Here is a 12835-nt window from a genome sequence, read left to right as displayed (position 1 = left end):
GACAGCGGAAATGGCCGTACCCGCACCTTTGCGCGTGATTGCATGCCATCGGCGTCCGTTCCCTTTCAGGCTGAACAGACAAGGACGGATCGCACGTGTCAAAATCCCTCGATAGTTTCAATTGCCGTCGCACGCTGACCGCGGGCGGCACCGAATATGCCTATTTCGACCTCGTCGAGGCCGAGAAGAACGGCCTCACCGGCATCGCCCAGTTGCCCTATTCGATGAAGGTGCTGCTAGAGAACCTGCTGCGCAATGAGGACGGCCGCTCCGTCACCAAGGAATCGATCCAGGCGGTGGCCGGCTGGCTGACCGACAAGGGCACCGCCGGCGTCGAGATCGCCTATCGCCCGGCCCGCGTGCTGATGCAGGATTTCACCGGCGTTCCGGCCGTGGTCGACCTGGCCGCCATGCGCGACGCCATGGCTTCGCTCGGCGGCGACCCGCAGAAGATCAATCCGCTGGTGCCGGTCGACCTCGTCATCGACCATTCCGTCATCGTCGACGAATTCGGCACGCCGATGGCCTTCGCCCGCAATGTCGAGCTCGAATACGAGCGCAACGAGGAACGCTACAAGTTCCTGAAATGGGGCCAGCAGGCGTTCCGCAACTTCCGCGTCGTGCCGCCCGGCACCGGCATCTGCCACCAGGTCAACCTCGAATATCTCGGCCAGGTGGTGTGGACCAACACCGAGGACGGCGAAACCACGGCCTATCCCGACACCTGCGTCGGCACCGATTCGCACACCACGATGATCAACGGCCTTGGCGTTCTCGGCTGGGGCGTCGGCGGCATCGAGGCCGAGGCGGCCATGCTCGGCCAGCCGGTCTCCATGCTTCTGCCCGAGGTGATCGGCTTCCGCCTCACCGGCAAGCTCAAGGAAGGCGTCACCGCCACCGACCTGGTGCTCACCGTCACCCAGATGCTGCGCAAGAAGGGCGTCGTCGGCAAGTTCGTCGAGTTCTTCGGCCCGGGCCTGTCCAACATGACGCTCGCCGACCGCGCCACCATCGGCAACATGGCGCCGGAATATGGCGCCACCTGCGGCTTCTTCCCGGTCGATTCGGAAACCATCCGCTACCTGACGATGTCCGGCCGCGAGGAAAGCCGCATCGCGCTGGTCGAAGCCTATTCCAAGGCGCAAGGCATGTGGCGCGAGGCCGGCTCCGCCGACCCGGTCTTCACCGACCTGCTCGAGCTCGAGCTGAGCAGCGTCGTACCGTCGATGGCCGGCCCCAAGCGCCCCGAGGGCCGCGTCGCGCTGGAAGGCATTCCGGCCGGCTTCGCCAAGGCGATGGACACCGAATACAAGAAGGCGGCGGAGATTTCCAAGCGCTACGCCGTCGAAGGCACCGACCACGATCTCGGCCATGGCGACGTGGTCATCGCCGCCATCACGTCGTGCACCAACACCTCGAACCCGAGCGTGCTGATCGGCGCCGGCCTTCTGGCCCGCAACGCCAACCGCCTCGGCCTCAAGCAGAAGCCGTGGGTGAAGACCTCGCTCGCCCCCGGCAGCCAGGTGGTCGCCGAATATCTCGAAAAGTCCGGCCTGCAGAAGGAGCTCGACCAGATCGGCTTCAACCTGGTCGGCTTCGGCTGCACCACCTGCATCGGCAATTCCGGCCCGCTGCCGGCGCCGATCTCCAAGACCATCAACGACAAAGGTCTGATTGCCGCCGCGGTCTTGTCCGGCAACCGCAACTTCGAAGGCCGCGTCTCGCCCGACGTGCAGGCCAACTACCTGGCGTCACCGCCGCTGGTCGTGGCGCACGCGCTGGCCGGCACCGTCACCAAGGACCTGACGACCGAGCCGCTCGGCGAAGACAAGAACGGCAATCCGGTCTACCTCAAGGATATCTGGCCGAGCTCGGCCGAGATCCAGGAGTTCATCGAGAAGAACGTCACCCGCGAGCTGTTCGCCCGCAAATATGCCGACGTCTTCAAGGGCGACGAGCACTGGCAGAAGGTTCAGGCACCGGAAGGTCAGACCTATGCCTGGGACGACAATTCGACCTATGTGCAGAACCCGCCCTATTTCGCCGGCATGACATCAGGTTTCGGCAAGATCGGCGACATCAAGGGCGCGCGCGTGCTCGGCCTGTTCGGCGACAAGATCACCACCGACCACATCTCGCCGGCGGGGTCGATCAAGGCCGCCTCGCCGGCCGGCAAATACCTCACCGACCATGGCGTCGGCGTCGCCGACTTCAACCAGTACGGCACGCGGCGCGGCAATCATGAGGTGATGATGCGCGGCACCTTCGCCAACATCCGCATCCGCAACCACATGCTGGGCGAGAACGGCCGCGAGGGCGGCTACACCATCCACTACCCGTCGAAGGAAGAGGAATCGATCTACGACGCGGCGATGGAGTACAAGAAGGAAGGCGTGCCGCTGGTGATATTCGCCGGTGTCGAATACGGCAACGGCTCTTCGCGCGACTGGGCCGCCAAAGGAACGAATCTCCTTGGTGTCCGCGCGGTCATCGCCCAGTCCTTCGAGCGCATCCATCGCTCGAACCTGGTCGGCATGGGCGTCATCCCCTTCGTCTTCGAGGAAGGCACGTCCTGGGCTTCGCTCAACCTCAAGGGCGACGAACTGGTCGAGATCGACGGATTGAGCACGATCAAGCCGCGCCAGACGATGACCGCCAAGATCACCTATGGCGACGGCACGGTGAAGAACGTGCCGATCATCTGCCGCATCGATACGCTGGACGAGCTCGACTACTTCAAGAACGGCGGCATCTTGCAGTACGTGCTGCGCGATTTGGCTGCGTAGCCGCAGCCAGGGAATAGGGCTTGGGCAGTAGGGAATAAGATCCCTACTGCCTACTGCCTACTGCCTACTCGTTCGGCGCTCCAAACCGCGCCACCGCCGCCAACAGCACCCCCAGCATCAGCCCGTTGAGGAGGTGCCACAGGAAGTGCGTGCCAAGCGGAAAGCCGGCGCAGACGATCGGGTCGATCATCCGGCAGATGGCGGACACCACGAAGATCGCCGACCCTGCTGGATTGTACCAGCCGGCCCGGTTGCCGCTTGCCGTCACCCAGATGCCGAAGAAGGCGAGCGCCAGGAACGGCGGCAGGTAGCTCGTCGTGCCGTTCGATGCCTGGCGCAGCCAATCCGGCACGGCGAAACTTATCGCGCCGGCCACCGCATAGAAAACGACGAAGACCGCGATCGCCTTGCCCCATTCCATGCCGAGGAAGCGGCGCAGGTTAAACAGCGTATACGCGAGCGTGAAGCTGGCAATCGGCAGGATATCGGCCCAGATCGTGCCCTTGGTGGCAAAGGTATGGAAGATGGTCGAGCCGATGCCGATCGCCACCACCCACCAAGCCAGCACCTCGGCGAAAGTGCCGGCCTTGCATCGGCGTACTTCCCGCACACCCCATAGTCCCGCTGCAATGAAAGCAAGGTTGGTCAAAGCATTGGCGGGTTCGGCCCAAAGTCCAGGCCCGGTCCGCTCGCAATAGAGATCGACAGGGGTCAGGAGAGTTTGCCACATGATGGTGATGCCACTCCCTAATCGAACCACGTCGTGAAATGCAGTGTCGGTCCTGTTGCGGCCTTACCTGCGGCGGCAACGGCAAAAATTTCACCGCAACGTGACTTCCCGTTGACTTCCGCTTCTGCCACATATTTCAGACAATCAGAACAAAGCCGGCGCCACCGGCGGGAATTGGAATGATCATGGCCTGGCGAAGATCACTTTGGCTGGCAGCCTTCGCGCTGGCCTTCTCGGCGGTTGCCGGTGCCGGCCATGCCGGCGAGACCGAAAGAATCCAGGCCGAAAAACCCTCGCCCGACAAGCCGCTCGGCGTGGTCGAACTGTTCACCAGCCAAGGCTGCAGCTCCTGCCCGCCGGCCGATGCCTTCTTCGCCGAACTTGCCACCAAGGATGACATTGTCGCGCTCTCCTATCACGTCGACTATTGGGACTATCTCGGCTGGAAGGACACGCTGAGCCGCAAGGAAAACACCGAGCGGCAATATGACTACATGCGCGCCTTCGGCAGTCGCTCCGTCTATACGCCGCAGGCGGTGCTCAATGGCCGCGCGCATGTCAACGGCGCCAATCGCGGCGAGGTCGACGGCGCGCTCGCCCGCATGGCGAGATCCGGCGAAGGCATGCGTGTGCCCGTCAAGGTCAGCCGCACCAGCGACCGCGTGATCATCGATGCCGGCGATGCCGGCGCCGGTCCGAGCGACGCCCATGTCGTCATCGTGTATTTCGAGCCGCCGCAGACGGTCAAGATCGCCCAGGGCGAGAACTCCGGCCGCAAGATGACTTATTGGAACGCCGTCACCAGCATCCAGACCGCCGGCATGTGGCACGGCAAGGCGCAGCGCTATGAGTTGCCGATGAGCGAGATCACCAAGAAGGGCGGCTGCGCCGTGCTTTTGCAGTCGGTCGGCAAGGACGGCATGCCGGGGCCTATTCTCGGCGCTGCCTTCATCCACAAGCCCCTGAACAAGGCCCAGGACTTATAACCATCGCCGGCGAGCCGGATAACCTCACCATGTCCCGGCGAATGCCGTGCAAGCCAGCAGCACGCCGGTCAAAATGTTGGACAGGAAAAGCCTGAAATTCAGCTCCGGGCGCTGAAGGTCAATACGCCGGGCCTGCCAGGCCAGATGAGCGGCGATCACCGCCATTCCGGCGGCGTATGGCAGGGACATGCATGATAGCCAGCCGCCCAGCGACCACAATGCGACCGTGAGAGCGTAGAACAGGCCGAACAGGATTGCTGTCGGCTTCAAACCGAGGCGAGTGTCGTCTTTAACATCCACGTTGACGGTATCGGATCGCGCCGACCTACATGACACCAGCAGGTACCTGCCCGGTCACCTCGCAAGCGCCGGCAAGGTCTACGCCGATCTGGACCTTCAGGCATGAAAAAACCGACGTCAGCTTGCTTCTGACGCCGGTCATTTAGGTTTTGGGATCGTCGCACCCGATTTTTCCAAGGAAAAACCGAGGTTGGTTCGATCCGACGCAGACCCGTGGGCGGGGGGCTTGGGGTTTACGAGCCGGTGCCGGACCGAACCGTCTCAGGCAACGCCGGTAAATTCGTCGGAGATTGGGGCATGAGCGCGGATAAAAAAAGGCAGAAATGTGGCGCAGCATCACCAATTCCAACATGCGGTTTGCAAACGTGACTGGACGTGACCGAAAAGGCGCATCGCCACGACCGCTTCGCCGGCTCTTGCAATTGCCGCGCGAAGGGGCCAATTTTGGTTGGCAAAGATTCATTTTGAAGGATCGAGGCATGACTGACGACAGCGGCGGGACGGGGGATGGTGACGCATCCGCAATATTGATCCCGCTGCACGAGGTGCGTAGCGCACGCCTCGACCAGCCGGTACGCTTCGACCGGCGTGAACTGGACCAGATCCTCAGGCTGTACGGACGCATGGTCGCCGCCAATGAATGGCGCGACTACGCCATCGATCATCTCACCGACAGGGCGGTGTTTTCCGTCTTCCGCCGCGCCAGCGAAGTGCCGCTGTTCCAGATCGTCAAGGATCCGAAGCTGGCCCGCAAGCAGGGCGCCTTCGCCGTCATCGCCGCCGGCGGCCGCATCCTCAAACGCGGCCAGGAGCTTGGCCGCGTGCTTGGCGTCTTCGACAGCAAGCTGAGAGTGGTCGAGGCGTGAGCCGGGAATAGGAATTGAGGAATTGAGGAATTGAGGAATTGAGGAATTGAGGAATTGAGGAATTGAGGAATTGAGGAATTGAGGAATTGAGGAATTGAGGAATTGAGGAATTGAGGAATTGAGGAAAAGGCACTTACCTGACGTAAGCGCCATCTTCTTTGTTCTTCAATTCTCCAATTCTTCAGTTTTCAGTTCTTCAATTCTTCTTTGTCCCCCAAAACTTCCGCTCCGGCAAGGAGTCCGCATCCGGCGGCAGCGACGCGCCGCCATTCAGCGATAGCTGCATGAACACCGTGTCCAGCCAGCGTCCGTGCTTGTAGCCGGAGCCTTCGAGGCGGCCTGAATGGCGAAAGCCGAGCTTTTCGTGCAGCCTGACCGAGGCGCTGTCGGCATGGCCGTCGCCGATCACCGCGATGATCTGGCGAAAACCCGCCGCCTCGGCCGCCGCGATCAGGCTCCGCATCAGCTTGAGACCGATGCCCTGCCCCTTGGCGTCAGGCGCGACATAGACCGAATCCTCGACGATGAAGCGATAGGCCGGGCGCGGCCGGAAGGCGCCGGCATAGGCGTAGCCGAGCACGGCGCCGTCCTTCTCCGCCACCAGATAAGGAAAGCCGCCGGCCGTGAGCGTGGCGAATCGCGTGCCCATCTCGGCGCGGCTGGGCGGCTCCAGCTCGTAGCTCGCCGTGCCGTGAGTCACCGCGTCGGCGTAGATTTCAGTGATGGTGTCGAGGTCGGCGGCGCTGGCCGCTCGAATCACGATATTGCTCATTCTTTATGCAAGCCTTCTGTCTGCCTCTGATAACAGCAAACGCCGGCGCAAAAGAAAAGGGCGGCCGTTGGGCCGCCCTTTCCAAACTCGATGGTCCAGTCAGACCTGATGCGAAGCCTTAGAGCAACCCCAGGAAAAGTGTGAAACGGTTTTCCCGGGAAAAGCGTGTAGCGCTTTCCCTCCGGAATTGCGCCAAACAAAAATTTCGAGCGGTTCGCCGTTTCCTTGAAACGGCGAGCTGCTCTAGCGGCGGTCGCCCATGAACTGCAGCAGGAACATGAACAGGTTGATGAAGTCGAGATAGAGCCTCAGCGCGCCCATGATGGCCTTGCGGCCGGCGATATCGGAAGCATCGCCCTCGAAATACATCTCCTTGATCTTCTGCGTGTCGTAAGCGGTGAGGCCGGCGAAGACCAGCACGCCAATCGCCGAAACGGCGAAGGACAGCGCCGACGACTGCAGGAAGATATTGATCACCATCGCGATGATGATGCCGAACACGCCCATGATCAGGAACGAGCCCATCGCCGTCAGGTCGCGCTTGGTCGTGTAGCCGTAGAGCGACAGCGCGCCGAAGGCGGCGGCGGTGGCGAAGAAGGTCTGCGAGATGCTGGCCGTGGTGTAGACCAGGAAGATCGACGACAGCGACAGGCCGACGAGGCCGGCATAGACCCAGAACGTTGTCTGCGCGGCAGCGACGCTCATCGACTGAATCCTGAACGACAGGAAGAACACGGCGGCCAGCGGCGCCAGCATCACCACCCAGCGCAGCGGCGACCCGAAGATCGCATAGCCGAAGGACGTCAGCATCTCGCCGCTCGGCAGCGTTGCGACAGCCGAGGCCGGATCGGTGGTGGTGGCCAGCATGATCGTGCCTACCGCGGCAAGACCGGTGATGAGGAGGCCAAGCCCCATCAGATTGTAAACCTTGATCATATAGGCGCGCAGACCCTGATCGATGTCGGCGCGGACGCCGGGCACCGCCGACGTCTGATAGTTGCGAATGGGATCAGCCATTGGAATCCTCTATTGCTTCTGCCCCGTCCGGTGTCGGGCCTCTTACGGACCCAGGCGCCGCTGGCAGGGCTCCAGCATGCCTATGGCGAAATATGATGGTTATTCGCGTCAAGAACAAGACCGTAACCGGATGTAACGGTTCGTGAGAGGCCGAAAGGCCGATTCCCGGGCTTTCCGACCGGCATCCTTACCAAGATTTAATCCGGGATGGTCGCTCCGGCCGCGAAATTACAGCTCGCGCAGTACTGGTGCTGCCTTGTGGCCGAGCACCCGCCAGGTGCCGGCGAGGCCGATTCCGACGGTGATCACCAGCGCAAAGACGATGGTCGCCACCGCCACCTCCGGCATGAAATGCGACGGCAGGGTCATGATGCGGGCGACAATATACCAGGCCGCGATGCCGCCGGCCGCCAGCGCGAAGATGGCCGTGGCCAATCCGATCAGCATGTATTCGAGGGAAAACGCCGTGATCAGCGTTCTCCTTGTGGCGCCGAGCGTCTTCAGCACCACCGCGTCATGGATGCGCGCACGGTTGCCGGCGGCGAGCGCGCCCGCCAGCACCAGCACCGAAGCGATCAGCGCCACGCCGGCCGCCGCGCGGATCGCCGTGCCGAGCTGCCCGACCAACCGGTTGACGACATCGAGCGCGTCCTTGACCCGCACCGTCGTCACCGCGGGAAAGGCGCGGGTGACGGCGTTGAGGACGCGCGCGTCGTCGGCCGTGGTGGCACTCCTTTCGGTCAGTGTCGCCATCCAGCCATGCGGGGCGCCAGCGAATGTGTTGGGCGAGAACACCATGACGAAGTTGATGCCCATCGTTTCCCATTGGACCTGGCGGAAATTGGCGATCCTCGCCGTCACATTGCGGCCGAGCACATTGACGGTGACGGTGTCGCCGAGCTTCAGTCCGATCTCCTTGCCTTCCACAGCCGAGAAGGAAACCAGCGGCTCGCCGGCGTAATTGTCCGGCCACCATTTGCCCTCGGTCAGCGTCGCGTTTTCCGGTCGCCTGGCGTCGTAGGTCAGGCCGCGATCGCCTTTCAGCACCCAAGCGCCTTCGGCCGGCACCTTGACCTTGTCGACATCGACGCCGTTGAGCGCCATCACCCGGCCGCGCAGCATCGGCACCTTCGCCAGCGTCCCCTTTGGCGCCTCCTTGCCGATCAGCGCGGAGAATGCATCGACATCGCTGCCCTGGATGTCGACGAAGAAGAAGTTCGGCGCCCGCTCCGGCAGGCTGCCGGAGATCTGCTGCCGCAGATTGCCGTCGATCAGCGCCAGCGTCACCAGAAGCGTCAGCCCGAGCCCCAGCGACAACACCACCGATGGCGTCAGGGCGCCCGGCCGGTGGATGTTGCCGAGGGCGAGCCTGAGCGCCACGAAGCGCACGCGCGGGCTTTTTCTCGCCGCCCATTGCACCAGTGCGCCGACCAGGCGCAGCACCAGGAAGGCGAAGATGGTGGCGCCGACGAAGATCGAGGCGATGCGCTGATCGCCGGAGAACAGGATCGCCAGCGCCGCCAGCAGCAGCGCGATGCCGAGCGCCGAAGCGACATAGACGGGGCGAGGCTGGCCGCGGCCTTCGAGCCCCATCTCGCGAAACAGTGCCGTCGCCGGCACGTCGCGGGCGCGGCCAAGCGGCAGCAGCGCGAAGGCCAGCGTCACCAGCAGGCCGAACAGCGCCGCCATGGCGAGCGCGCCAGGATAGAAGCCACCCTCCGCCGGTACCGGAATGACCGATTGGAGGGCGGCACTTGCCACGAACGGCATCAGCGCGCCGAGCACGAGACCGAGCACGATGCCAAGGGCGGCGATGATCAGGATCTGCACGAGATAGACGGCAAAGACGAAGCCGCCGGAAGCGCCGAGGCTCTTGAAGGTGGCGATGACGCCGCGCTTGCCGTCGAGATAGGCACGCACCGCATTGGCGACGCCGACGCCGCCGACCACCAGCGCCGTCAGCCCGACCAGCGTCAGGAATTGCGAGAAGCGTTCGATGTTGGACGACAGCGCCGGCGCCGCATTGTCGCGCGTGCGGATCGACCAGCCGGCCTCGGGAAAGTCTTTCGCCGCCTTATCCTGAATGGCCTTGAGCCGCGCCGCGCCGGCGTTGGCGGGCAGCCGGATCTTGTAGGCGTTTTCGACCAGGCTGCCCGGCTGCACCAGCCCGGTGGCGGCCAGGCCTTCCATCGAGATCATCAGCCTCGGCGCGAAGCCGAAACCGTCGGACACGGCATCCGGCTCGGTGATCAGTCTGGCGCGCAGTTCGAAGGTGGCGGTGCCGAGCTTCAGCCGGTCGCCGGGCTTGAGGTGCAGCCGTTCGAACAGCAGATCAGGGGCGGCCGCGCCAAAGACGCCGAATTCTTCGCCGAACAGCTCCTGCCTCGACAGCTTCGGTTCGGTTTCCAGCGCGCCATAGAGCGGATAGGCGTCGTCGACCGCCTTGGCCTCGACCAGCGCCTGGTCCGAGCCGTCGGCCAGCCGCGCCATCGAGCGCATGCTGGCGGTGCGCGAAACGGTGCCAAGCCCGTCGAGGAAGCCGCGCTCGGCCTGGCTGGCGTCGCGTTGGTTGATCTGGAAGCGAAGGTCGCCGCCGAGCAGCGTCTGGCCCTGATCGGCGACGCCGGCGCTGATCGAGCGCGCAACCGAATTGACGCCGCCGATCGCCGCGACGCCGAGCGCGATGCAGGCAAGGAAGACCAGGAAGCCGGACAGGCCGCCGCGCATTTCGCGCAGCGAGAAGCGGACCGCGAGCTTCAGCGTCTGTGCCAGCGGCATCAGGCTGTGACCTTCAGGGGCGCCGGTGTTTCAATCCGGCCCGAACGCATCGAAACCTGGCGCGAGCAGCGCGCCGCAAGCGCCGGATCGTGGGTGACCAGCACCAGCGTCATGCCGCGCTCGGCCGCCTTGGCGAACAAAAGGTCGGCGACCTGCCGCCCCGTCGCCTGGTCGAGATTGCCGGTCGGCTCGTCGGCGATGAGGATGCGCGGCGACGGCGCCAGGGCGCGGGCGATCGCCACGCGCTGCTGCTCGCCGCCGGAGAGTTCGCCGGGATAATGGGTGACGCGGTCGCTCAGGCCCACCGCCGCCAGTTCGCGCGCCGCCACCGAAAACGGATCGGCATGGCCGGCCAGTTCCAGCGGCACCGCGACATTCTCGAGCGCCGTCATATTGGGGATGAGGTGGAAGGACTGGAAGACGATGCCAATGTTTCGGCCACGAAACGAAGCAATCTGGTCCTCGCTTTTGCCGTTGAGCAGCTCGCCGGCGATTCGTACCGTACCCGAATCGACCCTTTCCAGGCCTGCCAGCACCATCAGCAGTGTCGACTTGCCGGACCCCGAAGGGCCGACGATGCCGGTCGCCTCGCCGCGCGCCACCTCGAGGCTGACGCCCTTGAGCACATGGACCGACGAAGCGCCCTCGCCGAGCGTCAGGGATACGTCTTTCAGCGCGATGACGGCTTCTGTCAAAATGAAAGTGTCCTATATGGAGCGTGAAGGCTGTGTTTGCCGGAAGCCGTCGCCCGGAAGAATCCTTTGGTCATATGGGGCTTGCCTTATGTCTTTCAAACGCCAGATAGCCGCAGGCTTGATCCTTTTCCTCGCTCTTTGCGGCGCCATTTCGTCGGCGCGGGCGGAGCCCTTCAAGATCGTCGGCTTCGGTGACAGCCTGATGGCGGGTTACGGTCTCGGGCCCGGCGAGGGTTTTACCGACAAGCTCCAGGCCGCCCTGCGCGCCAAGGGCCGTGACGTGGCCGTCGCCAATGCCGGTGTTTCCGGCGACACCACCAGCGGTGGCCTGGCGCGGCTCGACTGGTCGGTGCCGGACGGAACCCAGCTGGTCATCCTCGAACTCGGCGCCAACGACATGCTGCGCGGCGTTTTGCCCGATATTCCCAGGAAGAACCTCGACGAGATGCTGGCCAAGCTCAAGCAGCGCAAGATCGCCGTGCTTCTGGCCGGCATGCGCGCCGCGCCCAATCTCGGCGCCGACTATCAGACCGCCTTCGACGCCATCTTTCCGGAGTTGGCGAAAAAATACGATGTCCCGCTCTACCCGTTCTTCCTCGACGGCGTCGCCGGGCAGCCCGGCATGCAGCTCGAGGATGGCCTGCATCCGAGCGCCAAGGGGGTCGACCTGATGGTCGAGCGCATCCTCCCGACGGTCGAGAAAGCCATTGCCGCGGTGCCCGGAGGCGCGTGAGGCCGGCCGGAACCGCTTTCCGTTAGGGAAATTTTTAGCAAAGACTGTGACCAATAAACCTCTTGCTCCGTTCGACTATCGATGATTCGCTATGGGTGACAGTTCGATTCGAGGAAGGGAGGCTCTTCATGCCGCGTCTTTTCACCGCCCTCGAAATTCCGCGTGATGCTGCCCTGTCGCTGTCCCTGCTCCGGGGCGGCCTGCCCGGGGCCCGCTGGATCGATGTCGAAAACTACCATTTGACGCTGCGCTTCATCGGCGATGTCGAAGGCCATGTCGCCGACGAGATCGCCAACGCGCTGGACCGCGTCCACCGCCCCTCCTTCTCGCTGACCCTGTCCGGTGTCGGCGCTTTCGGCCAGAAAAAGCCGCATGCGGTATGGGCCGGGGCGTCCGCCTCGCCCGATCTGGCCGCGCTTCAGGGCGAGATCGAGCGCATCTGCCAGCGGCTCGGCATCCCCGCCGATCCGCGCAAGTTCATGCCGCACGTCACACTGGCGCGGCTGCGCAATTCGAGCCCGCTGGATGTCGCGCAATACCTGTCGGCACGCGGCAATTTCTCGACGCTACCCTTCCGCATCGGCCGCTTCGTCCTGATGTCGTCGCGCGATTCGGTCGGCGGCGGCCCCTATATCGTCGAGGAAGCCTGGCCGCTGTCCGGCAACGATGCCCGCGCCGCCAGCCGCGTCGCCAGCGCCTCCGACGCTTCGCGGATCATGCGGTAGACTTCGGTAAAGGCCTCCGGCCCGTCATAATAGGATCGGGCACGTCACGCGCCTGTCCGTGCGCGAACTCCAAAAACAGGTGCACCCGGTCCCGCGCGGGCGCCAGCGCCTTGAGATCGGCGACATTCGAGCGGTCCATGCCGAGGATCAGGTCGAAACGGGAGAAATCCTCACGCCGGACCTTGCGTGCCCGCTGTCCGGAAATGTCGATGCCGTGACGCATCGCGACCGCGATCGAGCGTGGATCGGGGGCCGAGCCGACCTCCCAGCCGCTGGTGGCGGCCGAATCGAGCAGCATGTCGCGGCCCCGGCCACGCTCGGCCCAGACGGCGCGAAAGACGCCCTCGGCCAGTGGCGAACGGCAGATGTTGCCGAGGCAGACGAACAGAATGGAATTTATCGGCTTTAAGCTCATTCGATATGCGCCGTTTGTGCATTTGGAACCCC

The 12835-nt window shown here is 63.9% G+C and carries 10 protein-coding genes and 2 pseudogenes; 5 read left to right on the top strand and 7 right to left on the bottom strand.

The features are described from left to right. The first annotated feature begins 95 nt into the window (after positions 1–95). The gene (acnA, locus tag D3242_RS08065; protein ID WP_064981499.1) at positions 96–2786 is read left to right on the top strand and encodes an aconitate hydratase AcnA; all 2691 of its coding nucleotides are present in this window, start codon (positions 96–98) and stop codon (positions 2784–2786) included. A 64-nt stretch (positions 2787–2850) separates the two neighbouring features. On the opposite strand, the gene D3242_RS08060 is transcribed toward acnA, so the two are convergent. Further along, positions 2851–3516, bottom strand: a complete 666-nt coding sequence (locus D3242_RS08060; RefSeq protein ID WP_064981501.1) for a ceramidase domain-containing protein — start codon at positions 3514–3516, stop codon at positions 2851–2853. Between the two features lie 179 nt (positions 3517–3695). Here D3242_RS08060 and D3242_RS08055 point away from each other — a divergent pair, with 179 nt between their 5' ends. Next, positions 3696–4502 carry a DUF1223 domain-containing protein gene (locus tag D3242_RS08055; RefSeq protein WP_019862065.1) on the top strand — a complete coding sequence of 269 codons (807 nt, stop codon included), beginning with the start codon at positions 3696–3698 and terminating at the stop codon, positions 4500–4502. A 24-nt stretch (positions 4503–4526) separates the two neighbouring features. Here the strand turns inward: D3242_RS08055 and D3242_RS08050 are convergent. Continuing rightward, positions 4527–4802: pseudogene (locus D3242_RS08050) on the bottom strand (4-hydroxybenzoate octaprenyltransferase); the annotation flags it as partial. Between the two features lie 479 nt (positions 4803–5281). Here D3242_RS08050 and D3242_RS08045 point away from each other — a divergent pair. Further along, positions 5282–5668, top strand: coding sequence for a DUF2794 domain-containing protein (locus D3242_RS08045; RefSeq protein ID WP_019862068.1), 387 nt, complete (start codon positions 5282–5284; stop codon positions 5666–5668). 196 nt (positions 5669–5864) lie between these two features. Here D3242_RS08045 and D3242_RS08040 read toward each other — a convergent pair whose 3' ends face one another. The 4 genes from D3242_RS08040 to D3242_RS08020 all read right to left on the bottom strand — a co-directional run bounded on the left by D3242_RS08040 (position 5865) and on the right by D3242_RS08020 (position 10930). After that, positions 5865–6440, bottom strand: coding sequence for a GNAT family N-acetyltransferase (locus D3242_RS08040; protein ID WP_064981503.1), 576 nt, complete (start codon positions 6438–6440; stop codon positions 5865–5867). A 243-nt stretch (positions 6441–6683) separates the two neighbouring features. After that, complete coding sequence (locus D3242_RS08030; protein WP_038650627.1) at positions 6684–7457, bottom strand: Bax inhibitor-1/YccA family protein; 774 nt, start codon at positions 7455–7457, stop codon at positions 6684–6686. A 228-nt stretch (positions 7458–7685) separates the two neighbouring features. Continuing rightward, positions 7686–10235 carry an ABC transporter permease gene (locus tag D3242_RS08025; protein WP_064981505.1) on the bottom strand — a complete coding sequence of 850 codons (2550 nt, stop codon included), beginning with the start codon at positions 10233–10235 and terminating at the stop codon, positions 7686–7688. Further along, entirely contained in the window at positions 10235–10930 is a 696-nt protein-coding gene (locus tag D3242_RS08020) for an ABC transporter ATP-binding protein (protein WP_019862072.1), read from the bottom strand. The genes D3242_RS08025 and D3242_RS08020 overlap by 1 nt, the downstream gene beginning before the upstream one ends. A gap of 88 nt (positions 10931–11018) precedes the next feature. Here D3242_RS08020 and D3242_RS08015 point away from each other — a divergent pair, with 88 nt between their 5' ends. After that, the gene (locus D3242_RS08015) at positions 11019–11663 is read left to right on the top strand and encodes an arylesterase (protein ID WP_027047545.1); all 645 of its coding nucleotides are present in this window, start codon (positions 11019–11021) and stop codon (positions 11661–11663) included. A 128-nt stretch (positions 11664–11791) separates the two neighbouring features. Beyond that, the gene (gene thpR, locus D3242_RS08010; RefSeq protein WP_019862074.1) at positions 11792–12388 is read left to right on the top strand and encodes an RNA 2',3'-cyclic phosphodiesterase; all 597 of its coding nucleotides are present in this window, start codon (positions 11792–11794) and stop codon (positions 12386–12388) included. On the opposite strand, the pseudogene D3242_RS08005 reads toward thpR, so the two are convergent. Beyond that, a pseudogene (locus tag D3242_RS08005) lies at positions 12292–12803 on the bottom strand (low molecular weight protein-tyrosine-phosphatase). The gene thpR and the pseudogene D3242_RS08005 sit on opposite strands and share 97 nt — an antisense overlap. Positions 12804–12835 lie beyond the last annotated feature (32 nt).

Source organism: Mesorhizobium jarvisii (assembly GCF_003601985.1).
GTDB lineage: Bacteria > Pseudomonadota > Alphaproteobacteria > Rhizobiales > Rhizobiaceae > Mesorhizobium > Mesorhizobium jarvisii.
Note: the sequence above shows the minus strand (reverse complement) of the source record. Positions and strands in the feature narration are given on the sequence as shown.

Bases quoted from the DNA above. Each gene is read 5' to 3' on its own strand.
- D3242_RS08060 (WP_064981501.1), bottom strand. From the start codon at position 3,516: ATGTGGCAAACTCTCCTGACCCCTGTCGATCTCTATTGCGAGCGGACC.
- D3242_RS08030 (WP_038650627.1), bottom strand. From the start codon at position 7,457: ATGGCTGATCCCATTCGCAACTATCAGACGTCGGCGGTGCCCGGCGTC.
- thpR (WP_019862074.1), top strand. From the start codon at position 11,792: ATGCCGCGTCTTTTCACCGCCCTCGAAATTCCGCGTGATGCTGCCCTG.
- D3242_RS08025 (WP_064981505.1), bottom strand. From the start codon at position 10,235: ATGCCGCTGGCACAGACGCTGAAGCTCGCGGTCCGCTTCTCGCTGCGC.
- D3242_RS08015 (WP_027047545.1), top strand. From the start codon at position 11,019: ATGTCTTTCAAACGCCAGATAGCCGCAGGCTTGATCCTTTTCCTCGCT.
- D3242_RS08045 (WP_019862068.1), top strand. From the start codon at position 5,282: ATGACTGACGACAGCGGCGGGACGGGGGATGGTGACGCATCCGCAATA.
- D3242_RS08040 (WP_064981503.1), bottom strand. From the start codon at position 6,440: ATGAGCAATATCGTGATTCGAGCGGCCAGCGCCGCCGACCTCGACACC.
- D3242_RS08055 (WP_019862065.1), top strand. From the start codon at position 3,696: ATGATCATGGCCTGGCGAAGATCACTTTGGCTGGCAGCCTTCGCGCTG.